Annotated in this window: 20 protein-coding genes; 3 read left to right on the top strand and 17 right to left on the bottom strand. The window is 72.4% G+C overall.

Going from position 1 to position 21,600, the window contains the following annotated elements; genetic code table 11:
* Nucleotides 1-45 precede the first annotated feature (45 nt).
* Entirely contained in the window at nucleotides 46-1,635 is a 1,590-nt protein-coding gene (gene serA, locus CMS_RS07025; RefSeq protein ID WP_012298798.1) for a phosphoglycerate dehydrogenase, read from the bottom strand.
* 62 nt (nucleotides 1,636-1,697) lie between these two features.
* Between serA and CMS_RS07020 the strand changes: the two genes are divergently transcribed.
* Nucleotides 1,698-2,099, top strand: a complete 402-nt coding sequence (locus tag CMS_RS07020; RefSeq protein WP_012298797.1) for a DoxX family protein — start codon at nucleotides 1,698-1,700, stop codon at nucleotides 2,097-2,099.
* Between the two features lie 10 nt (nucleotides 2,100-2,109).
* Here the strand turns inward: CMS_RS07020 and CMS_RS07015 are convergent, their stop codons facing one another.
* The 15 genes from CMS_RS07015 to CMS_RS06945 form a co-directional block, all read right to left on the bottom strand.
* Nucleotides 2,110-2,478, bottom strand: coding sequence for a hypothetical protein (locus tag CMS_RS07015; protein WP_012298796.1), 369 nt, complete (start codon nucleotides 2,476-2,478; stop codon nucleotides 2,110-2,112).
* Complete coding sequence (locus tag CMS_RS07010) at nucleotides 2,475-3,005, bottom strand: hypothetical protein (protein WP_041464500.1); 531 nt, start codon at nucleotides 3,003-3,005, stop codon at nucleotides 2,475-2,477. Before CMS_RS07010 ends, CMS_RS07015 begins: the two co-directional genes overlap by 4 nt.
* A 124-nt stretch (nucleotides 3,006-3,129) precedes the next feature.
* Nucleotides 3,130-4,155, bottom strand: a complete 1,026-nt coding sequence (gene ilvC / locus CMS_RS07005; protein ID WP_012298794.1) for a ketol-acid reductoisomerase — start codon at nucleotides 4,153-4,155, stop codon at nucleotides 3,130-3,132.
* A gap of 180 nt (nucleotides 4,156-4,335) precedes the next feature.
* On the bottom strand, nucleotides 4,336-4,845 hold the full coding sequence (gene ilvN, locus CMS_RS07000) for an acetolactate synthase small subunit (RefSeq protein WP_012298793.1): 510 nt from the start codon (nucleotides 4,843-4,845) through the stop codon (nucleotides 4,336-4,338).
* Nucleotides 4,842-6,677: an acetolactate synthase large subunit gene (locus CMS_RS06995; RefSeq protein WP_012298792.1), complete on the bottom strand. Its 1,836-nt coding sequence runs from the start codon at nucleotides 6,675-6,677 to the stop codon at nucleotides 4,842-4,844. Before CMS_RS06995 ends, ilvN begins: the two co-directional genes overlap by 4 nt.
* 44 nt (nucleotides 6,678-6,721) lie before the next feature.
* Entirely contained in the window at nucleotides 6,722-8,416 is a 1,695-nt protein-coding gene (gene ilvD / locus CMS_RS06990; RefSeq protein ID WP_012298791.1) for a dihydroxy-acid dehydratase, read from the bottom strand.
* A 69-nt stretch (nucleotides 8,417-8,485) separates the two neighbouring features.
* Nucleotides 8,486-9,064 (bottom strand): monovalent cation/H(+) antiporter subunit G, encoded by a 579-nt coding sequence (gene mnhG, locus CMS_RS06985; RefSeq protein WP_012298790.1) that lies wholly within the window; start codon nucleotides 9,062-9,064, stop codon nucleotides 8,486-8,488.
* Nucleotides 9,061-9,336: a monovalent cation/H+ antiporter complex subunit F gene (locus tag CMS_RS06980; RefSeq protein WP_012298789.1), complete on the bottom strand. Its 276-nt coding sequence runs from the start codon at nucleotides 9,334-9,336 to the stop codon at nucleotides 9,061-9,063. Before CMS_RS06980 ends, mnhG begins: the two co-directional genes overlap by 4 nt.
* Nucleotides 9,333-10,007, bottom strand: coding sequence for a Na+/H+ antiporter subunit E (locus tag CMS_RS06975; RefSeq protein WP_012298788.1), 675 nt, complete (start codon nucleotides 10,005-10,007; stop codon nucleotides 9,333-9,335). The genes CMS_RS06980 and CMS_RS06975 overlap by 4 nt, the downstream gene beginning before the upstream one ends.
* Nucleotides 10,004-11,596, bottom strand: coding sequence for a Na+/H+ antiporter subunit D (locus CMS_RS06970; protein WP_012298787.1), 1,593 nt, complete (start codon nucleotides 11,594-11,596; stop codon nucleotides 10,004-10,006). The genes CMS_RS06975 and CMS_RS06970 overlap by 4 nt, the downstream gene beginning before the upstream one ends.
* Nucleotides 11,593-12,150: a Na(+)/H(+) antiporter subunit C gene (locus CMS_RS06965; protein ID WP_012298786.1), complete on the bottom strand. Its 558-nt coding sequence runs from the start codon at nucleotides 12,148-12,150 to the stop codon at nucleotides 11,593-11,595. Before CMS_RS06965 ends, CMS_RS06970 begins: the two co-directional genes overlap by 4 nt.
* Nucleotides 12,147-15,155, bottom strand: coding sequence for a Na+/H+ antiporter subunit A (locus CMS_RS06960; protein WP_041464499.1), 3,009 nt, complete (start codon nucleotides 15,153-15,155; stop codon nucleotides 12,147-12,149). The genes CMS_RS06965 and CMS_RS06960 overlap by 4 nt, the downstream gene beginning before the upstream one ends.
* A 74-nt stretch (nucleotides 15,156-15,229) precedes the next feature.
* A complete protein-coding gene (gene otsB, locus CMS_RS06955) occupies nucleotides 15,230-16,057 on the bottom strand; it encodes a trehalose-phosphatase (RefSeq protein WP_012298784.1) in 828 nt (275 codons plus the stop codon).
* Between the two features lie 5 nt (nucleotides 16,058-16,062).
* Nucleotides 16,063-17,667, bottom strand: a complete 1,605-nt coding sequence (locus tag CMS_RS06950) for an alpha,alpha-trehalose-phosphate synthase (UDP-forming) (protein ID WP_012298783.1) — start codon at nucleotides 17,665-17,667, stop codon at nucleotides 16,063-16,065.
* A 100-nt stretch (nucleotides 17,668-17,767) separates the two neighbouring features.
* The gene (locus CMS_RS06945; RefSeq protein WP_012298782.1) at nucleotides 17,768-18,592 is read right to left on the bottom strand and encodes a fructosamine kinase family protein; all 825 of its coding nucleotides are present in this window, start codon (nucleotides 18,590-18,592) and stop codon (nucleotides 17,768-17,770) included.
* A gap of 148 nt (nucleotides 18,593-18,740) precedes the next feature.
* On the opposite strand from CMS_RS06945, the gene CMS_RS06940 reads away from it, so the two are divergent.
* Nucleotides 18,741-19,616, top strand: a complete 876-nt coding sequence (locus tag CMS_RS06940; protein ID WP_041464930.1) for a sugar phosphate isomerase/epimerase family protein — start codon at nucleotides 18,741-18,743, stop codon at nucleotides 19,614-19,616.
* Nucleotides 19,617-19,808: 192 nt separating this feature from the next.
* On the top strand, nucleotides 19,809-20,111 hold the full coding sequence (locus tag CMS_RS06935) for a putative quinol monooxygenase (protein WP_012298780.1): 303 nt from the start codon (nucleotides 19,809-19,811) through the stop codon (nucleotides 20,109-20,111).
* Between the two features lie 76 nt (nucleotides 20,112-20,187).
* Here the strand turns inward: CMS_RS06935 and CMS_RS06930 are convergent, their stop codons facing one another.
* Nucleotides 20,188-21,384, bottom strand: a complete 1,197-nt coding sequence (locus tag CMS_RS06930) for a hypothetical protein (protein ID WP_012298779.1) — start codon at nucleotides 21,382-21,384, stop codon at nucleotides 20,188-20,190.
* Between the last annotated feature and the right edge of the window lie 216 nt (nucleotides 21,385-21,600).

The raw sequence follows: 21,600 nt of genomic DNA, 5'->3' as shown, positions 1-21,600 counted from the left end.
CGGCCGCCGCAGCAGCCGCCCTCACGGTGGTCGATCCGACCGGGTTCAGTCCGCGATGTCGATCTCGCGCAGCGACGTGGTCTGGATCGCCCGCCGCACGTTCTCCAGCACGCCGTCCGGCACGGGCGAGTCGACGCTGAGCACGCTGAGCGCGCGACCGCCGGCCTCCTGGCGGGCGATCTGCATGCCCGCGATGTTGACCTCGGCGTCACCGAACTCCTTGCCGTAGACCGCGACGATGCCGGGGCGGTCCTCGTACTTCATGACGATGAGGTGGCGGCTGAACGGCACCTCGACGTCGTAGCCGTCGATCTCGACGAGCTTCTCGATCTGCTTCGTGCCCGTGAGCGTGCCCGACACCGACACCTGCGTGCCGTCGGACAGCGCGCCGCGGATGCTGAGCACGTTGCGGTACTCCTCCGACACGGCGTCGGTGATGAGCCGCACCTCGAGCCCGCGCTGCTCCGCGAGGAGCGGCGCGTTGACGTAGGAGACGTTCTCGCTCACGACGTTGGTGAACACGCCCTTGAGCGCCGCGAGCTTGAGGACGCTCACGTCGTATCCCGCGAGCTCGCCGCGGACGACCACGTCGATGCTCGTGAGCGCCTCGTGCGCGAGACCCGAGAACACCTGCCCGAGCTTCTCCATCAGCGGGATGCCGGGGCGCACGTACGGGTCGATGACGCCGCCGGCGACGTTCACGGCGTCCGGCACCAGCTCGCCGCCGAGCGCGAGGCGGACGCTCCTCGCCACCGAGACGCCCGCCTTCTCCTGGGCCTCGTCCGTGGAGGCCCCGAGGTGCGGCGTGACGATGATGTTGTCGACCTCCAGCAGCGGCGAACCCGTGGGCGGCTCGCTCACGAACACGTCGAGGCCGGCGCCCGCGATGCGCTTCGACTTGAGCGCCGTGTACAGCGCGTCCTCGTCGATGATGCCGCCGCGGCTCGCGTTGACGATGCGCAGGGACGGCTTCGCCAGCGCGAACTGCTCCGTGGAGATGAGCCCCGTGGTGTCGGGCGTCTTGGGGATGTGGATGGTGATGAAGTCGGACGCCTTCATCAGCTCGTCGAGCGGGAGGAGCTGCACGCCCAGCTGCTGCGCGCGGGCCGGCGTGACGTAGGGGTCGTACGCGACGAGCGTGGCGCCGAAGCCCGCGAGGCGCTGGGCGACGAGCGTGCCGATGCGGCCGAGGCCCACGATCCCGATGGTCTTCTCGTACAGCTCGACGCCCGTGAAGGACGAGCGCTTCCAGAGGCCCTGCTTGAGCGAGGCGCTCGCGTCCGGGATGAAGCGGGCGAGCGAGAGGATGTGGCCGATGGCGAGCTCGGCGGCCGAGATGACGTTGGAGGTCGGCGCGTTCACGACCATGACGCCCGCGGTGGTCGCGGCCTTGATGTCGACGTTGTCGAGGCCCACGCCCGCGCGGGCGACGACCTGGAGGCGCGGCGCGGCGGCGATGGCCTCCGCGTCGATCTTCGTGGCGGAGCGCACGAGCACGGCGTCGGCCTCCGCGAGGGCCGCGAGCAGGGCGGGGCGGTCGGTGCCGTCGACGGATCGGACGTCGAAGTCGGGCCCCAGGGCGTCGACGGTGGCGGGCGAGAGTTCTTCGGCGATGACGACGACGGGCTTGGTCAAGAGCGGTCCTTCGGGCGGGGGCGGCTGGGACCCTCACATGCTAGTGGCCCCAGAATGGGCGGATGAGCGATGTGACGTGGGCTGCGATCCAGCTCGCCGTGCGGATCCTGCTGGCCCTCGTCTTCATCGGGATGGGCGTCAACCACTTCGTGCCGAAGGCCGCGCAGGCCATGGCGGCGATCATCCCGCCGTCGTTCCGCCGCCCCGGCGTGCCCTCTCCCCTGGCGCTCGTGCGGTTCACGGGGCTGTGCGAGATCGCGGGCGGGATCGGCCTCCTCGTGGAGCCGGTGCGCCTCGTGGCCGGCATCGCGCTGGCGGTGTTCCTGGTCGCGGTCTTCCCCGCCAACGCCTTCGCCGCCCGGCATCCCGATCGCTTCGGCCGCATCGCGATCCCGCTGGTGCCGCGTCTCGTGGCGCAGGTCGTGCTGATCGCGCTGGTGCTGTTCGCCGGCTGGCCGCTGTAGCGGTCCGCCGCTAGACGAGCGGCAGCAGCTCCGCGAGCCCGACCGTGAGCGCGCTCGCGGCGGCCAGCCCCGCGAGCATCACGAGGACGCGCGCGGGGACAGGCCGGCCGCGCGTCGCGAGCGCCGCGAGGACGAACGCGACGACCGGCACGAGGATGGCGCCGACGAGCGTCGCGAGGGTGCCCGGCCGGAGCGATCCGCCGAACGCCGTCGCGATGTCGCGGAAGGCCGTGTACTGGTCGACGGCCTGCCACACCAGGACGCCGTGGGCGAGCGCGCCGAGGATCCCGACGACCCAGCCCGCGCGCGTCGGCCGACCACGACGCGCGCGCGCGGGCGCGGTCGCGGAGTCGGCGACGGGCACCCGGTCGCCGCTCATCGGGTCACCACCCAGGGCCACGGGAAGAGGACGACGGCGCCCGCGGCGAGCACGACCATGCGGCGGCCGACGCGCATCCCGCGCAGGGCGGCGACGACGGCGGCCACCCACAGGGGCGGCGCGAGCACCGTGAGGGCCTCGGTCGCCTGCGCGACGCCGACCTGGAACGCGGATCCGGCGCTCGACGGGTTGTCGCGCACGACGAAGAACCAGGCGATGGCCTCGAGCACCGCGACGGCGCCGAAGAAGGCGAGGCCCACCACCTCGGGCGAGGCGTCGGGGGCGGCGCTGCCGTCGTCGATCGCGCGGGCGTGCGGCTCGTCGGATGCGGACGTCGCGGCTCCGGACGCCGCGGCCCGGCGCGCGGCCGTCGCCCCGAGGGCCGACGCCCGGCCGCCCTCGGTCGCGGGGCTTGCGCCAGGGCGACGCCGCGGCACCGCACGCTGCGGCTCGGGCGATCGGGCGAGCGTGGGATCCGCGTCCTCGCCGGCCCAGCTGAGGGCGTCGTCGTCGGGGGTGCGTGGCATCCCACGATGGTACGTGCTCGGATCCGGACGCCCGCTCCTCACGCACTCCGGCACCTGCCCCGGACGCGCAGACGCCCGGACGCACGAGGCGACCGGGCGTCCGGCGGTGCGGGTGCGGCGTCGGCTAGCGGGCGACCGAGCCGTCCGTGTAGTCGTCGTCGGCCTTGTTCCACGCGAAGAGCTTGCGCAGCTCGCGGCCGGTCGACTCGATCGGGTGCTCCTCGCCCTTCTTGCGCAGCTCGAGGAACTCGGGCGCACCGGCGTCCTGGTCCTTGATGAAGCGGTCGGCGAACGCGCCGGACTGGATGTCCGCGAGGACGGCCTTCATGTTCTCCTTGACGTCCGGCGAGATGACGCGCGGGCCGGAGACGTAGTCGCCGTACTCGGCCGTGTCGGAGATGCTCCAGCGCTGCTTCGCGATGCCGCCCTCCCACATGAGGTCGACGATGAGCTTGAGCTCGTGCAGCACCTCGAAGTACGCGATCTGCGGCTGGTAGCCCGCCTCGATCAGCGTCTCGAAGCCGTACTGCACCAGCTGCGAGGTGCCGCCGCAGAGCACGGCCTGCTCGCCGAAGAGGTCGGTCTCGGTCTCCTCGGTGAAGGTCGTGCGGATGCCGCCGGCGCGGAGGCCGCCGATGCCCTTGGCGTACGACCACGCGAGGTCCCACGCCTTGCCCGACGCGTCGACCTCGACGGCGACGATGACGGGCACGCCGCGGCCGGCCTCGAACTCGCGGCGCACGGTGTGGCCCGGGCCCTTGGGGGCGACGAGGACGACGTCGACGCCCTCGGGCGCCTCGATGTAGCCGAAGCGGATGTTGAAGCCGTGGGCGAAGACGAGCGTCTTGCCCTCGGTGAGGTTGTCGCGCACGCTGTCGGCGTAGAGGCCGCGCTGGTGCTGGTCGGGCGCGAGGATGACGATCACGTCGGCCCACGCGGACGCGTCGGACGGCGTCTTCACCGTGAAGCCCTGCTCCTCGGCCTTGGCGCGGCTCGTCGAGCCCTCCTTGAGGCCGATGACGACCTCGACGCCGGAGTCGCGGAGGTTCAGCGCGTGCGCGTGGCCCTGCGAGCCGTAGCCGATGACGGCCACCTTGCGACCCTGGATGAGCGAGAGGTCGGCGTCCTTGTCGTAGACGATGTCAGTCACGTGATGGATCTCCTTGTTCTGTCGTCCCCGCGGGAGGTGCGAGGGGCGGTCGTGCCTGGCCGCCCCGCGCTCGGCGGGGCGTGGGTCGTGCGGGCGGGTACGTGCGTGGGAGTGCGGCGGACGGAGGTCGCGGCGCGGGGGGGAGCCTAGCGCCCGACCCCGCGTCCCGCCGGGTCGGTCCTAGGCGGTGCGGAAGACGCGGTCGGTGATGGACTTGGATCCCCGGCCCATGGCGAGGAGCCCCGACTGCGCGAGCTCCTTGATGCCGAACGGCTCGAGCACGCGGAGGAGGGCCTGGGCCTTCCCCGAGTCGCCCGTGACCTCGATGATCAACGCGTCGGTGGCCACGTCGACCACGCGGGCGCGGAAGAGGTTCACGGCCTCGAGCACCTGGGAGCGCGTCACGTTGTCGACGCGCACCTTCACGAGCAGGTGCTCGCGCTCGACGGCCTGGCCGGGATCGAGCTCCACGATCTTGATGACGTTGATCAGCTTGTTGAGCTGCTTCGTCACCTGCTCGAGCGGCAGCGCCTCGACGTCCACGACGACCGTGATGCGGGAGAGGCCCTCGATCTCGCTCGCACCGACCGCGAGCGACTCGATGTTGAAGCCGCGGCGGGCGAACAGGCCCGCGACGCGGGTGAGGAGTCCGGGCTTGTCCTCCACCAGGAGGCTCAGGATGTGGCTCACTTCTCGGTCCTCCCGGTCTCCGCGAGGTCGTCGTCCCAGTCGGGCGCGTGGTCGCGGGCGTACTGCACGGCGCTGTTGCTGAGACCCTGCGGCACCATCGGCCACACCATCGCGTCGCGGCTGACCACGAAGTCAATGACGACGGGCCGGTCGTTGGTGGCGAGCGCCAGGCGGATCGCGTCGTCCACCTCCTCGGGCTTCGTCACGCGGATCCCGAGGGCGCCGTACGCGTCGGCCATCTTCACGAAGTCGGGCACCATGCGCGTGCCGCCTCCCGTGTTGAGGTCGGTGTTCGAGTAGCGGCCCTCGTAGAAGAGGGTCTGCCACTGGCGCACCATGCCGAGCGACGAGTTGTTGATGATCGCGACCTTGATCGGGATGTCGTTGATCGTGCAGGTGGCGAGCTCCTGGTTGGTCATCTGGAAGCAGCCGTCGCCGTCGATGGCCCACACGTGGCGGTCCGGCTGGGCGACCTTGGCGCCCATCGCGGCGGGCACCGAGTAGCCCATGGTGCCGGCCCCGCCGGAGTTGAGCCACGAGTTGGGGCGCTCGTACTTGATGAACTGCGCCGCCCACATCTGGTGCTGGCCGACGCCCGAGGCGAACACGCCCTCCGGCCCCGTGATCTCGCCGATGCGCTGGATGACGTACTGCGGCGCGAGCTGGCCGTCCTCGGGCGGCGTGTAGCCGAGCGGGAACTCCTCGCGGAGGCCGTCGAGGTAGGTCCACCAGTCGGCGATGTCCTGCTCGACCGCGGAGGCGGCCTTCGCCTCGCGGAACGCGACCGCGAGGTCGGCGATGACGTCCTTCGCGTCGCCCACGATCGGGACGTCGGCGATGCGGATCTTGGAAATCTCGGCCGGGTCCACGTCGACGTGGACGACCTTCGCGTTCGGCGCGAAGAGCGACGCCTTGCCCGTGACCCGGTCGTCGAACCGGGCGCCGAGGGACACGAGCAGGTCGGACTCCTGCAGCGCGAGCACCGCGGGGACCGTGCCGTGCATCCCGGGCATGCCGAGCTGCTGCGGGTGGGAGTCGGGGAACGCGCCGCGCGCCATGAGCGTCGTGACGACGGGGGCGCCGACCGCCTCGGCCAGCGCGAGGAGCTCCTCGTGCGCCTTGGCGCGGATCACGCCGCCGCCCACGTAGAGGACGGGCTTCTTCGCCTCGACCAGCAGCTGCGCGGCGGCCTGGATCTGCTTGCCGTGGGCCTTGGCGACGGGACGGTAGCCGGGCAGGTCGATCTTCGGCGGCCAGTGGAACGGCGCCTCGAGCTGCTGCGCGTCCTTGGTGATGTCGACGAGCACGGGGCCCGGGCGGCCCGTGGAGGCGATGTGGTAGGCCGACGCGATGGTCGACGGGATGTCCTCGGGCCGCGTCACCAGGAAGCTGTGCTTCGTGATGGGCATCGTGATGCCCACGATGTCGGCCTCCTGGAAGGCGTCGGTGCCCATGAGGGTGGAGAAGACCTGGCCCGTGATCGCGAGGAGCGGCACCGAGTCCATGTAGGCATCTGCGATGGCCGTGACCAGGTTCGTGGCGCCGGGACCGGAGGTCGCGATGCAAACGCCGGTGCGTCCGCTCGAGGACGCGTAGCCCTCGGCGGCGTGACCGGCGCCCTGCTCGTGGCGGACGAGGATGTGGCGCAGCTTCGTCGAGTCCATGAGCGGGTCGTAGGTGGGGAGGATGGCGCCGCCGGGGAGGCCGAAGATGTCGTCGACACCGAGGAGCTCGAGGGTGCGGACGACCGCCTGGGCCCCCGTGAGGATCTCGTCGCCCTGGTGGGCGGTCGGCGCCTGCGGCGTGGGGGGCGGGGTGGGCAGAGCTGGCATGGGTGCGCGATTCCTGGCTGATGGTGCTGGAGGTGAGGAGGGGGTCATCCCGTGATCGCGCCCTCGGCGGCCGAGTGCACGAGCTTGGCGTACTTGGCGAGGACTCCGCGCGTGTAGCGCGGCGGGAGAGGTGCCCACCCCTCACGGCGGGCGGCGAGCTCGGCCTCGTCGACCAGTAGGTCGAGCGTGCGAGCGGCGATGTCGACGCGGATCCGGTCTCCATCGCGCACGAAGGCGACGGGACCTGCGTCCACCGCTTCGGGAGCCATGTGGCCGATGCACAGTCCGGTTGTGCCGCCTGAGAATCGACCGTCCGTCAAGAGTAGTACATCCTTGCCGAGGCCGGCTCCCTTGATGGCGCCCGTGATGGCGAGCATCTCGCGCATGCCGGGGCCGCCCTTGGGGCCCTCGTAGCGGATGACGATGACGTCGCCCTTCGAGATGCGGCCCTCGGTGAGCGCGTCCATGGCGGCGCGCTCGCGCTCGAAGACGCGGGCCGGGCCCTCGAACACGTCGAGGTCGAAACCGGCGGTCTTGACGACGGCGCCCTCGGGGGCGAGCGAGCCGTGCAGCACGCTGATGCCGCCGGTGGCGTGGATGGGGTCGTCCATCTTGCGGATGACCGTGCCGTCGAGGTCCGCGAGGTCCATCGCCTCGAGGTTCTCGCGCATGGTGCGGCCGGTGACGGTCATGACGTCGCCGTGCAGGAGGCCCGCGTCGAGCAGCGCCTTCATGACCACGGGGACGCCGCCGACGCGGTCGACGTCGTTCATGACGAAGCGGCCGAACGGCTTGAGGTCGCCGAGGTGCGGCACGCGGTCGGCGATGCGGTTGAAGTCGGACAGCTGCAGGTCGACCTCGGCCTCCCGCGCGATGGCGAGGAGGTGAAGGACCGCGTTGGTGGATCCGCCGAACGCCATGACCACGGAGATGGCGTTCTCGAACGCCTCCTTGGTCATGATGTCGCGCGCGGTGATGCCCTTCGCGATGAGGTTGACGACGGCCTCGCCCGAGCGGTGCGCGAAGTAGTCGCGGCGGCGGTCGGCGCTCGGCGGGGCGGCGGATCCCGGGAGGCTCATGCCGAGGGCCTCGGCGACGCTCGCCATGGTGTTCGCGGTGTACATGCCGCCGCAGGCTCCCTCGCCCGGGCAGATGGCCTTCTCGATGCGGGTCAGGTCCTCCTGGCTCATCGTGCCGGCCTTGCACGCGCCGACGGCCTCGAAGGCGTCGATGATGGTGACCTCCTTCTCCGTGCCGTCGGAGAGCTTCACCCAGCCGGGGGCGATGGATCCCGCGTAGAGGAACACGGAGGAGAGGTCGAGGCGGGCCGCGGCCATGAGCATGCCGGGCAGCGACTTGTCGCAGCCAGCGAGGAGGACGGATCCGTCGAGGCGCTCGGCCATCATCACGGTCTCGACGCTGTCGGCGATGACCTCGCGCGAGACGAGCGAGAAGTGCATGCCCTCGTGGCCCATCGCGATGCCGTCGCTGACGGAGATGGTGCCGAACTGGAGCGGGTAGCCGCCGCCCGCGTGGACGCCCTCCTTGGCGCCCTGCGCGAGGCGGTCGAGGCTGAGGTTGCAGGGGGTGACCTCGTTCCAGGAGCTGGCGACGCCGATCTGGGGCTTCTCCCAGTCCTCGTCGCCCATCCCGACGGCGCGGAGCATGCCCCGCGAGGACGTGGCCTCGATCCCGTCGGTGACGTCGCGGCTCCGGGGCTTCATGTCGATCTCAGGCATGGCATGAGTTTATGTCCTGCCGTGGAGCAGTCCCGGCCTCCTGGGGCGACGTGCGGGCCCGCGTGCGGGTCAGCCGATGCCCGGGGGCAGGCGGGCCGCGTCCGCGTCGCCGTCGCGGCCGTCGGGACCCGGGACCGCGGTCGTCGGAGCCAGGTGCGACTCCGCGTCACGGGGCCCCGCGCCGCCGGTGACGTGGCCCGCCTCCTCGGCGGCGATGTTCTCCGCGGAACCGACGGGCAGCGTCGACGCGTCCACCTCGTCGGCCTCGCGCAGCTCGTCGTGCGCACGGTCGATCGCCTCCTCGAGCTCGTCGACGAGGAGGTCCTCGCGGAGGAAGTGGCGGAGGCGGTAGCCCGCGCGGCCGACCATGTGCGCGGATATCGGCGCCGTGAGCATCTGGAAGAGGAGCACCGGGACGAGCATCGCGACCGTGCTGAGGCTCTGCGACTGCAGGGCGAGCGCCAGGAGCACGAGGATCACGCCGAGGATCTGCGGCTTGGTGGCCGCGTGCATGCGGGCGAGCGGATCCGGGAAGCGCAGGAGCCCGACGCCCGCGGCCACCGAGAGCACGCCGCCGAGGATGAGGAGCACGAGGCTCACGACGTCGAGGGCGTCGGCAAGCGGGCCGGACACGAGGATGCCGTTCACGACGGGTCCTGCTTCGAGACGTAGCGGGCGACGGCCACCGTGGCGAGGAACGCGGTCATCGCGAGCACGAGCATCACGGGCACCGTGCGGGTGTGGCCGTTGTAGACCATCTCGGCGCCGAGCACGCAGATGAGCGTGGTGAGCAGCACGTCGGACGCGATGATCCGGTCGAGGATGCTCGGGCCGCGAACGATGCGCACGAGCGCCATCGCGGCGGTCGAGAAGAACAGGGCGCCGACGACGACCCAGCCGACCTGCATCACGATGCTCATGCGAGCTCCTCCCCCGTGGTGGTGATGAGCCCCGCTTCGAGGTCGCGGTCGCGCACCAGCTCGTGCGCGCGCTGCGTGCGGGTCTGCAGCAGCGGCTCGCGGCCGGACTCGCGCCGGTCGCGGTTGACGCGCCACACGTCGTCGGCGGTGCCGAGCGTGAAGACGATGCGGCTCTCGACCTGCAGGGTGGTCTCCCGGACGCGCTCCACCTCCTCCGGCGTGGAGGTGCCGAGCGCGTGGAGGTAGAGGATCGAGCGCTCCCGGTCGGCCTCGACGACGATCGAGCCCGGCACGAGCGACACGAGCTCGGCCGTGAGCGTCATGACGAAGTCGCTGCGGGTGTGCAGGTGCACCGCGATGACCGAGTTGACCGGCACGCGGCGCCAGTCGAAGGCCATGGCGGCGACCTGGAACGACGCGCGCACGAGGTCGACCGCGAAGTGGCCGAGCAGGATGGCCGCCCAGCGGATGTCGAACCGGCCGGACAGCTCGACCGGCGGCAGGTAGAACACGCGCGTGACGAGCAGCGCCAGGACGATGCCGGTGACCACCGAGATCACCGTGACGTGGCCCCAGAGCAGGAGCCAGAGGATCACGAGCCAGACGAGGAGCGGCAGCTGCACGAGGAGCGAGAGCCGCTCGGCGCGGGCCCTGGCCTTGCGGGGGCTCATTCGACGCCTCCCGGGAAGACGGTCTCGACGTAGCCGAGCTCGCCGGATCCGTTGCCGGACCCGGGGCCGGTGAGGCTCTCGCCCGCACGCTCGGCGAGGGCGTACACGGGACCCGCGAAGACGGTGAGCGTCACGCTCACGACGACCATGCCCGCCGTCGCGCCCGTCATGAGCACGGGCGTCTTCCGCACGGTCGTCACGGCCTCGCCGCCCGGCCGCTCGGAGAGCTGGTCGAGCAGTGGCGACTCGTAGTCCTCGACCTCCTCGGCGCCGCGCCAGAACGCCATGTTCCAGACGCGGGCGAGGGCGTAGAGCGTGAGGAGGCTCGTGGCGGCGCCCGCCGCGATGACCGCGTACGTGAGCCAGCCGCCGACCTCGGCACCCGAGTCGAAGAGCGCGACCTTGCCGATGAAGCCCGAGAACGGGGGGATGCCTCCGAGGTTGAGCGCGGGGATGAAGAACAGGATCGCCATCACGGGCGCCGCCTTGAGCAGGCCGCCGAGCCTGTTGATCGAGGTGCTGCCGCCCGTGCGCTCGATGAGGCCGGAGGCGAGGAACAGCGTCGTCTGCACGACGATGTGGTGGATCACGTAGTAGATGGTCGCGGTCATGCCCGCCACCGTGTTGAGCGCGATGCCGAAGATCATGTAGCCGATGTGGCTCACGAGCGTGAACGAGAGCAGCCTCTTGATGTCGGCCTGGGCGACCGCGCCGAGGATGCCGATGACCATCGTGAGCGCCGCGACCACCATGAGCGCCGTGGAGAGCTGGTCGGTCGGGAACATGACCGTCTCCGTGCGGAGGATCGCGTAGACGCCGACCTTGGTGAGGAGCCCCGCGAACACCGCGGTCACGGGCGCGGGCGCCGTCGGGTAGGAGTCCGGCAGCCAGAACGACAGCGGGAAGACGGCCGCCTTGATGCCGAACGCGACCAGCAGCATGATGTGCAGGATCAGCTGCACGTCCGGCGGGATCTCGTCGAGCCGCACCGAGATCTGCGCGATGTTCACCGTGCCGAGCGCGCCGTAGATCATGGCGATGGAGGCGAGGAACAGCATCGACGAGACGAGGCTCACCACGATGTACGTGACGCCCGCGCGGATGCGCGCCTCCGTGCCGCCGAGCGTCAGCAGCACGTAGCTCGCCACGAGGAGGATCTCGAACCCGACGTAGAGGTTGAAGAGGTCGCCCGCGACGAAGGCGTTGAAGACCCCCGCCGCCAGGATCAGGTACGTCGGGTTGAAGATGGACACCGGCGTCTCGCCGTCGCCGTCCTCGAGGCCCTGGCCGATCGAGAACATGAGCACGGCGAGCAGCACGATCGACGAGATCAGCAGCATGAGCGCCGACAGCCGGTCGACCACGAGCACGATGCCGAAGGGCGCGGCCCACCCGCCGACCTCGACGGACTGGCCGCCCTGCTGGTCGACGAGCACGAGGAGCACGGCGCTGAGCGCGACGACGATCACGAGCGCGAGCACCGAGACGGCGACCTGCAGGCGGCGCTGGCGCGCGGCGACGAGGGCAGCGGCCGCACCCAGCAGCGGCACGAGCACGACGAGCGGGATGAGCGTCTGGAAGATCGTCATCGGTCGTCCCCCGTCCGCTTCTCGGCGCGCTGCGTGCGGAAGTCGCGGTCGTCGTCGTCGGCGGAGTCGTCGATGGCCTCTTCCAGGTCGGATCGGTTGTCGCGGAGCTTCCGGGCGGACGCGATCGCGGCCTCGGCGTTGGTGCCGAACTCGGTGTCGTCGTCGTCGGGGACGGTCGGCTCCTCGCCGAGTCCCGTGCGGGGGCCGCGCATCGCGAGGTCGTCCTCGTCGTCCGTCACCACGTCGGCGTTGGCCAGCCGCCAGGAGCGGTAGATGAGCGCCATGAGGAAGGCCGAGACGCCGAAGGTGATGACGATGGCCGTGAGGATGAGGGCCTGGGGCAGCGGGTCGGCGTACTCCGACGGATCCACGTCCGGGTCGTAGATCGGCGCGAGCCCCACGCGTCCGGACATGATGAGGATGAGGATGTTGGTCGCGTTGCCCACCAGCAGGAAGCCGAGGAGCACGCGCGTCATGCTGCGCTCGAGCATGAGGTAGATGCCCGTGGCGTACAGCGCGGCCATGATCACGATGAGGGTGACGGAGACGCTCACACGCTCACCCCCTGCTCGGTCTCCATGCCGTCCGCTCCCTGCTCGACCGTCCGGTCGCTCTCCACCTGGCGGTCGACCTCCGCGCCGAGGCTGCGGAGCACGTCGAGCGTGAGGCCGACGACGACGAGGTAGACGCCGACGTCGAAGAAGGTGCTCGTGACGAACTCGACGTGGCCGACGAAGGGCACTTCGGTGTCGATCCACGTGGAGGTGAGCGCGTCGGCGCCGAAGACCAGCGGGACGACCGCCGTGCCGACCGCGAAGACGAGGCCCGTGCCGAGCACGCGTCCGGCGTCGACGGGCGCGGCGGCCCCGAGCTCGTAGCGGCCGCCCGCGAGGTACCGCGCGACGAGGGCCATGCCCGCGAGGAGCCCGCCGGCGAATCCGCCGCCCGGCAGGTTGTGGCCCGCGAACAGCAGGTAGACGGACACAACAATGAGGCTGTGGAAGAGGAGCCGGACGACGACCTCGAGGAGGATCGACCGGTTCTGCGGCGCGAGCGTGCGGCCCGCGAGGAGCCACGGGCTGCGCTGGTCGCGGTGCGAGTCCGTGACCGCGTCGCGCGCGTCCATGCGCGGCCCACCGACGCCGTGCTCGACCTCGAGCGGCGCCTCGGCGCCCTGCGGGTCGCGCCGTCCGGCGAGCCGCGCGATGAGGCTGCGGCGCGACGGCGCGGTGAGGCGCGGCAGGGAGTCGGTGCGGCGGTTGAGGAAGATGAGGCTCGCGACGCCCGTGGCCGCGACGATGAGCACCGAGATCTCGCCCATGGTGTCCCAGCCGCGGAGGTCGACCAGCGTGACGTTGACGACGTTGCTGCCGTGGCCCTGCTCGTATGCGAGGCGCGGGAACTCCAGCGAGATGGGCGACGCGACGCGGGCGCCGAGCGCGACGACCGCGACGGTGGACATGAGGGCGGCGACCGCGATGCCGATGGAGGCGCGCCAGATCGGGTGCACCGACCGGTTCCGCTCCCCCAGCCGCACGGGCAGGCGGCGGAGCACGAGGACGAAGGCCACGAGCGTGATCGTCTCGATGAGCACCTGCGTGAGCGCGAGGTCGGGCGCGCCGTGCAGGGCGAAGAGCGCGGCCATGCCGTAGCCCGTGACGCCCACGAGCACGACGGCCTGGAAGCGCTTGCCTGCGCGGGCGGCGGCGATCGCGGCGACGATCATCACGACGCCGATCACGGGCTGCGCCGGATGGTCGAAGGGCACGGCGGTGGTCGGCCAGGAGCGGTTGAGCGCGAGCGCGGATCCGACCGAGCCGATGAGCACGAGCAGGATCACGCCGAGGTAGAACGGCAGCGAGCCGCGCTGGGTGGTCGCGGTGGTGCGCGCGGCGACCCGGTCGATGAGCCGCATCGACGCCCAGTAGATGCGGGCCGCGTCGATCCAGGACGGCACGCGCGACTGCAGCGCGAAGACCCCGTCGCGGAGGCGGAACATCGTGAGGCCGACCACGAGCGTGCCCGCGGAGATGAGGAGCGCCGGCTCGATCCCGTGCCAGAGCGCGAGGTGGTACGTGTGGTCGGGCTCCCCGGAGGCGCCGGCGCTCACGGCCGGGAGCGTGTCCGCGTATCCCGCGATCCAGCCGTCGACGGAGGAGGCGAGGAACCCGAGCACGAGGCCGGTGACGGCGAGCACGGCCGGCGGCACGAGGAAGTCGAGGTGCTCGTGCACGGGCTGGACCTCGGCCACGCCCCGCTTGCGGGCGAACGCGCCCCACATGAAGCGCGCGCTGTAGGCGACGGTGAGGCAGGAGCCGACGGAGACGCCGACGAGCGCGACCCAGCCGAGCCCGCCGCCCTGCTCCGCGTCGGTCAGGAGCGCCGTGAGCACGGCCTCCTTCGCGACGAAGCCGAGGAAGGGCGGCAGGCCCGCCATCGAGGCGAGCGCGAGGGCCGCGATGACCGCGAGCACGGGGGCCTTCCGGCCGAGCCCGCTGATCTTGCGGAGGTCACGTGTCCCGGCCCGGTGGTCGACGACGCCCACGACGAGGAACAGGGTCGCCTTGAACAGCGCATGCGCGAGCAGTAGGGCGACGCCCGCGAGCGCGGCGTCGCGCGTGCCGTAGCCGACCACCACGGTGAGGAACCCCAGCTGGCTGACCGTGCCGTACGCGAGGACGAGCTTGAGGTCCATCTGCTTCAGCGCGCGCCAGCCGCCGACGAGCATCGTCGCGACGCCGAGCGCCACGAGCAGCACGCGCCAACCGGGCACGTCGGCGTAGCCGGGCGCGAGGCGCGCGATGAGGTAGATGCCGGCCTTCACCATGGCGGCGGCGTGCAGGTACGCGCTCACCGGGGTCGGCGCGGCCATGGCGGCGGGCAGCCAAAAGTGGAACGGCACGAGGGCGGACTTCGAGAGCGCGCCGAGGAGGATCAGCACGATCGCGACGGGGATCAGCGGGCCGCCGGGCGGGTCGGCCACGAGCGCGGCGAGGCTCGTGGTGCCCCCGGTGACCGACAGGATGACGAGGCCCACGAGCATCGCGAGCCCGCCCGCCGTGGTGACGAGGAGCGCCTGCAGCGCGGCGCCGCGGCTCGCCTTCTTGCCGGTGTAGTGGCCGATGAGGAGGTAGGAGAGGACGCTCGTCGCCTCCCAGAAGGTGAAGAGCACGAAGACGTCGTCGGCGAGGACGAGACCGAACATGACGCCCGCGAACGCGACGAGGAGCCCCGCGAACCGGCCGAGGCCCTCCTCCGAGCTGCGGAAGTAGCGCGCGCAGTAGAGGAGCACCAGGGCGCCGACGCCCGTGACGACGAGGGAGAGGAGCCAGGACAGCGCATCCATCCGCATGTCGAGCGTGATGCCGAGCGACGGGATCCACTCGACGCGCTCGACGACCTCGCCGTCGGGCAGCACGGTCGGGCCCTGCGCGATCGTGTAGGCGAAGGCGGCCGCCGGCACGAGGGCGGCGACGACGAACGCGCGCACGCCGAGCACGCGGGCGAGGAGGGGGATGCCGACGGAGGCAAGCAGGAACACCGCGAGGAGGACGATCACGTGCGGTCTCCTCTCGCGAGTCGGCTATTTCCCCAGTCTACCTGAGCCCTACCTGAGAGACCGGGGCGGCCGCCTCAGTCGGGATGGACGGCCGGCTCGGCGCGGAGGTCGGCGAGCACCTGGAGCACGCGCGCGACGTCGTGCGGGCCGTCGACGCGGAAGTCCGCCGCCGTGGCGCCCGTGCCGCTCTTGAGCCCGAGGTCGCCGGCCTGGAGCGCGGCGAACGCGTCCTCGTCGGTGACGTCGTCGCCCGCGTAGAAGACGGCCGTCGCCTCGGCGTACCGGCGCAGGTGCTCGACCGCCTCGCCCTTGGTGGCGTGCCGGACGCTGAACTCCAGCACGTCCTTGCCCGAGCGCACCTTGAGGCCCTCGACCTCGGCGTGCGCCTCCTGCGTGGCGACGAGGTGCGCGATGCGGCTGTGCTTCTCGGTGGCGAGGCGCGTGTGGAGGGCGAAGCCCGCGGGCTTCTCCTCGATCCAGACCTCGTCGAGCGAGTCGGCGACCTGGCCGAGCACGTCGGACAGCACGCCGCGCTGGGCGAGCTCGCCCTCGTCGAGGGTGAGCTCGATGTCGTCGGTGTCGAGGCGGATCTCCACCCCGTGCGACCCGACGAGCAGCACGTCGTCCGGCAGGTCGGCCACGGCCTCGAGGCTCCGGAGCGCGCGACCGGACACGAGCGCGACGCGCGTCCGCGGCAGGGCGAGCAGCGCGAGCACCGCGGCGCGGGCCTCGGGGACCGCGCGCGCCTTCTCGGGGTCGTCGACCTCCGGGGCGAGCGTGCCGTCGAAGTCGAGCGCGACCAGCAGGCGCGGGGTGCGCGCGAGCTCGGTGAGCGCCTCGAACAGGCGGCCGGGGAACCCGCGGCCTCCTTTGGCCTGGATGTCGGTGGTCAGCTCGGCCACGCGCGCTACCAGCCCTCGTCCATGAGCGGCTCGACGACCTCTTCGTCGGGTCCCTCGTGGATCGAGGCGGCGTGCGTGCGCCCGAGGTCGGCGAGGAACGAGCTCGACCAGGCCGTCACGTCGTTCTCGAACACGCGCTTGCGGAGCGACCGCATGCGCTTGCGCTGCTCGGCCTTCGGCATCTCGATGGCACGGAGGATCGCCTCCTTGAGGCCCTCGATGTCGTGCGGGTTCACGAGGAGCGCGGCCTTCAGCTCGTCCGCGGCGCCCGCGAACTCGCTGAGCACGAGCACGCCCTCGTTCGAGTGCTTGGTGGCCACGTACTCCTTGGCGACGAGGTTCATCCCGTCGCGGAGGGCGGTGACGAGCATGACGTCGGCCGCGAGGCAGAGCGCCACCATCTCCTCGCGCGGGTACCCGTGGTGCAGGTAGCTGATGGCGGTGTGGCTGATGGAGCCGTAGTCGCCGTTGATGCGGCCGACCGTGAGCTCGATCTCGTCGCGGAGCTGCTTGTACGTCTCCACGCGCTCGCGGCTGGGGCTCGCCACCTGCACGAGCGTCGCGTCCTCCACCGTGACGCGGCCCTCGGCGAGGAGCTCGCCGAACGCCTTCAGGCGGTGGCCGATGCCCTTCGTGTAGTCGAGCCGGTCGACGCCGAGCAGGATCGTCTTCGGGTCGCCGAGATCCGCGCGGATCTGGCGGGCGCGCTCCTGGATGGCGGGGTCCTTGGCCATCTCCTCGTAGCTGCGCGCGTCGATCGAGATCGGGTAGTGCTTGGCGACGACCTGGCGCGTGCGCAGCTCGCGCACGGGCTTCGACGGCTTCGTGCCGGGGACGGTGAGCGGGATGCCGCCGCGCACGGGCACGTCGACGGTGGATCCGCGGGTCGTGTACCCGAAGAGCCGCCGGACCGCGCGCGTGAAGTTGCCGGCGTCGGCGACGCGCTGGAAGCCGATGACGTCGGCGCCCAGCAGCCCCTCGATGATCTGCGTGCGCCAGGGCAGCTGCGAGTAGATGCCGTAGGGCGGGAACGGGATGTGGTTGAAGAACCCGATGGTGAGGTCCGGCCGCTGCTCGCGGAGCATCTTCGGCACGAGCTGCAGCTGGTAGTCCTGGACCCACACGGTGGCGCCGGGCGCGGCGGCCTTCGCGGCGGCGTCGGCGAAGCGCTGGTTGACCGTCACGTAGGTGTCCCACCACTCGCGGTGGTAGCTCGGCTGCGCGATGACGTCGTGGTACAGCGGCCACAGGGTGTCGTTGGAGAAGCCCTCGTAGTACTCGGCGAGGTCCTGCTCGGTGAGCGTGACGGGGATGATCGAGATGCCGGCGTCGACGAACGGCTCGACGTCGTGGTCGGCGATGCCCGGCCAGCCGACCCACGCGCCCTCGTTGGCGCGCATCACGGGCTCGAGCGCCGTGACCAGGCCGCCCGGCGAGTGCCGCCAGGAGGTGGTGCCGTCGGCCGCGACCACGCGGTCGACGGGGAGGCGGTTGGACACGACGACGAGGTCGTAGGCGCCGGGCTCGACGTCGCCGTCGTGCGCGTCGGCGGTTCTCGGCTCGGTCGTCGGCTCGGTCGCGGAGGGCGTGGATGAGGGTGGCGGAGTCACGGTTCCCGTCTCGGTTGCGCAGAGCTCTGTGGTACCTGCTCGGTGGGTCCAGGGTACCAGCCTCACCCCGGCCTGACCGGGGGTCTCTCGTCCGTCGGCGTCACATCCGGAGCACCGCGCGGGCCGCGTCGTGCAGCGCGTCGCCGTAGGACGGTCCGTGCGACGCGGCGTGCACGGCGAGCGGATGCAGCTGGTGCAGCGGCATGCGGGCGCGCCAGCCGGCGCCGAGGGATCCGGTGTCCGCGTACGCGCCGAGGACGTCGTCGATGCCGGGGCAGCCGAAGAGCGCGAGCATCGCGAGGTCGGTCTCGCGGTGGCCGCCGTGGGCGGCCGGGTCGATGAGGACGGCACCGGTGTCCGTCCACTGCACGTTGCCCGACCAGAGGTCGCCGTGGATCCGCGCGGGCGGCGCCGGGTCGTCGAACCGGCCGTCGGCGGCGAGGTCGCAAGCCCGCTCCACGTCGGCCGCCTGCGCGGAGGTCGCGTTGCCGGCGTCGACCGCGCGACGGAGGTACGGCAGCACGCGCTCGCGGGCGTACCAGGCGCCCCAGCCCTCCCCCGGGTCGTCCCCGGCATCGGCGCCGGCGAGCACCGAGAGCGACTGTCGGCCGATGAAGGCCGGGCCGTCGAGCCCGGCGGGCGGGGACCCGAAGGCGGGCGCGCCGGCGTCGTGCGTGACGGCGAGCGCCGCGCCGAGCGCGCGGGCGGCGTCCCGGGTCGGCCGGGCGGGCGCGAGGCGCTCGAGCTCGATGCGGCCGGGCGCGACGTCGAGCACCAGTACCACGCGCGCGCCCCCGGCGGGCTCCACCTCCGCCAGCCAGGCGAGCCCCGCGGCCTCGGCCTCGAAGAAGCCGCGCGGCGCGTCGAGCCGCTCCTTCCGGAACGCGTCAGTGCTCCCGTGCCCGCCCGATCCCGCAGCCGCCATGCCCGCTCCCTCTCATCGAGGGCGGCGCTGCCGCCGCCCTCCCGTCCGATCCAGCATGCCGACCGCGGCTGTCCGCGTCGCGCATCCGACACGCGCCGGACCGCCCGTGTACCCCTCCGGCCCAGCGGCGGCAGGTACGCTCGCCGACGTGATCCGAGTAGGCATGAGCACGACCTGCGTGTACCCCCAGCCCGTCGAGAACGCCTTCGTCATGGCCAAGCGCGCCGGATTCGACGGCGTCGAGATCATGGTGACGAACGACGAGGTCACCCAGGACGCCGACGCCCTGCGCGCCCTGACGGAGAAGCACGGCCTACCGATCCTCTCCATCCACGCGCCCGTCCTGCTGCTCACGCACTTCGTGTGGGGCCGGGACCCGAAGGTGAAGCTGGAGCGGTCCGCCGAGCTCGCCCGTGCCGTGGGCGCGCCCGCCGTCGTCGTGCACCCGCCGTTCCGCTGGCAGGCCGGCTACGCCGAGTCGTTCCTCGACATCGTGCGCTCCATCCAGGCGGAGACCGGCGTCGAGATCGCGGTCGAGAACATGTTCCCGTGGCAGGTCGCCGGCCGCAGCATGAAGGCGTACTCCCCCGGATGGGATCCGCGGGACATGGACTGCGGCGCCACCACGCTCGACTTCTCGCACGCCTCCCTCTCCGGCCAGGACACGCTCGAGATGGCCAAGGCCCTCGGACCGCGCCTGCGCCACGTGCACCTCTGCGACGGCTCCGGCTCGCAGGACGACGGCCGCATCCTCGACGAGCACCTCCTCCCCGGCCGCGGCACGCAGCCCGTCGCGGAGACGCTGCGCTGGCTCGCCGAGCAGGGTTGGCAGGGCGGCGTCGTCGCCGAGGTCAACACCCGCAAGGCCAAGACCGAGGACCAGCGGCTCGCCATGCTCATCGAGACGCGCGAGTTCGCGCAGCGACAGCTCCGACTCGACACCGCGCCGGAGAAGACGCCCGTCGCGCCGCCCGTGGTGTCCGGGTACCAGCGGCTCCGCACCGCCCTCCGCCGCGACAGGTGATCCGCGGAGCGTCCCGATCCCGCGCCCGCGTCGCCCGCCCGACGGTCGGCCCCGTCCTCGGCCGACACGCCCGCCCGCGCCGGTCGGGACTGCCGCGCACCCGCGAGGGGTTGGATGGACGAGGGGATCGTCCCCGCACATGATCGACGTCGCGCGCGGCCCCGCCCGCCCGCCGTCGGGACCGGAGACACCATGAGCACCACCGTGCACCTCGAGATCCAGGTCGACGAGAGCCGCCTGGCCGACGTCGCCGACGTCCTCGCCGAGACCCTCCAGGCCACCCGCGCCTTCGCGGGCAACGAGGGCCTCGACGTCCTCGTCGACGACGCCGACCCGGCCCGCATGATCGTCGTGGAGCAGTGGGCGTCGACCGCCGACCACGACGCGTACGTCGCCTGGCGCGCCACGCCCGAAGGCGCCGCCCGCCTCGGCGAGGTGCTGGCCGCTCCGCCCGTGACCCGCGTGTTCAGCGGGCGCATCGCGCTCGCGCTGTAGCGACCCGCACGACGCACGACGAGGGCCGCCCGGATGTCCGGGCGGCCCTCGTCGTGCGTGCGGGCGGGATCCGCGGTCAGCGCCCGCTGAGGTCGTAGGGCCGCTGGTGCGGGTCCACCGTGGCGAGGTAGCCGCCGTCCGCGAGAGCGGACGGGACGGCGATCGTGCCGCGGACGGTCGCCGTCGTGCCCGCGACGTCGATCTCGAGGACGGATCCCGTGCCCGCCCGGGACAGGAACAGCTCCGAGCCGTCGTCGGACGCGGCGAGGAAGCGCGCGGCGGATCCGGCGCCCGGCGACTGGCCGAGGGCCGGGAGCCGCACGGTGGTGACCGTGCCGTCGTACAGGCCCGCGCGGCCGCGGGCGACGAGGGAGAGCGTGTCGACGCCGCCCGCGGTCACGACCGCCGCGGCGTACCCGGGCGTGACGACCGCCCGCGTGGACGTGCCCGACCCGAGGGCCACGCTCGCGACGCCCGCGCCGTGCATCGACGACGACGTCAGCAGGGTGGGCGCACCCGGACCCGTGCCGGTCTGCGTGCCCACGGCCGTCTCGCCGTCCGGCGCCATGCGCGGCCGGTAGCTCTGCACGGCGGGCTCGGGGTAGGGGCGCGCGATGGAGGCGCCGAACCCGCCGCGCGTGAGCGGCACCGTCTCGATCCCGTCGTGGAGCGTCGAGCCGATCGCGGTGCCGCGCGCGTCGGCGACCGGGCCGTGCGGGTACGCGCCGAGCGGGGTCGTGGCGACGGGCGCGGGAGCCGTGTCACCACGGAGGATGGCCGCCACGTCGTAGGAGTCGAATCGCCCGCCCGCCGTCACGACGAGCCGCAGCGGCGAGCCGACGAGGAAGGTCTCCATCTCCTCGGTGCCGCGCGCCCCCGTCGTGGCGAGCGTCACCTCGCTGGTGCGGATGGTCGCGGTGCGCGCCACGTGCCCCCGGGTGTCGACGACCGTGACCTGCTGCGTGGTGGATCCGTCGATGTCGGAGCCCACCGCGACGAAGCGGTGGCCGGGGTCGTCGGCGATCCAGCCGGCCCGGGTCCACGTGCCGGCGACCGCGGGGATCGGGGTGGAGGACGCGATGCGCAGGACGCCGGACGAGGCGATGTCGACCACGTCGAGGCGGGGCCCGGACTCGTCGACGAAGGCCACCCGGCCGTGGCCCATCTGGATCACGCCCGCGTGCGTGCCCAGGGCCGCGCCCGGCAGCGCGCCGGTGATGCGCCCGGTCGAGTCGTCCACGACGGAGACGGCGTGAGCGGACGGGTCGGCCACGAGCAGCCAGCGGGCGCGAGGGGCCGCGTCGGCGGCGGGGGCGGATGCCGCGAGCGAGCCCGCGAGGAGGCCGAGGGCGGTGACGCCGGCGGCGACGAGGAGGGGATGCGCATGGTGCCCGTTTTCTGAGAATGGTTCTCAGGCGGATACGGGCATCGCGACGGGCACGGGCTTGCATGGATCCGCCCGGCGACCGGCCCACGAGGACCGGCCGCC

The sequence above is a fragment of the Clavibacter sepedonicus genome, assembly GCF_000069225.1.
GTDB classification, from domain to species: Bacteria; Actinomycetota; Actinomycetes; order Actinomycetales; family Microbacteriaceae; genus Clavibacter; species Clavibacter sepedonicus.
The sequence above is the reverse complement of the archived record's forward strand: the minus strand, read 5'-3'. Positions and strand labels throughout refer to the sequence as shown.

Excerpts from the sequence above, each read along its gene's own strand:
- CMS_RS07020 (WP_012298797.1), top strand. The coding sequence starts at position 1,698 with ATGAGCGATGTGACGTGGGCTGCGATCCAGCTCGCCGTGCGGATCCTG.
- CMS_RS06980 (WP_012298789.1), bottom strand. The coding sequence starts at position 9,336 with ATGAGCATCGTGATGCAGGTCGGCTGGGTCGTCGTCGGCGCCCTGTTC.
- CMS_RS06995 (WP_012298792.1), bottom strand. The coding sequence starts at position 6,677 with ATGCCAGCTCTGCCCACCCCGCCCCCCACGCCGCAGGCGCCGACCGCC.
- CMS_RS06935 (WP_012298780.1), top strand. The coding sequence starts at position 19,809 with ATGAGCACCACCGTGCACCTCGAGATCCAGGTCGACGAGAGCCGCCTG.
- ilvD (WP_012298791.1), bottom strand. The coding sequence starts at position 8,416 with ATGCCTGAGATCGACATGAAGCCCCGGAGCCGCGACGTCACCGACGGG.
- CMS_RS06970 (WP_012298787.1), bottom strand. The coding sequence starts at position 11,596 with ATGACGATCTTCCAGACGCTCATCCCGCTCGTCGTGCTCGTGCCGCTG.
- CMS_RS07015 (WP_012298796.1), bottom strand. The coding sequence starts at position 2,478 with ATGAGCGGCGACCGGGTGCCCGTCGCCGACTCCGCGACCGCGCCCGCG.
- CMS_RS07010 (WP_041464500.1), bottom strand. The coding sequence starts at position 3,005 with ATGCCACGCACCCCCGACGACGACGCCCTCAGCTGGGCCGGCGAGGAC.
- CMS_RS06945 (WP_012298782.1), bottom strand. The coding sequence starts at position 18,592 with ATGGCGGCTGCGGGATCGGGCGGGCACGGGAGCACTGACGCGTTCCGG.
- CMS_RS06975 (WP_012298788.1), bottom strand. The coding sequence starts at position 10,007 with ATGAGCCCCCGCAAGGCCAGGGCCCGCGCCGAGCGGCTCTCGCTCCTC.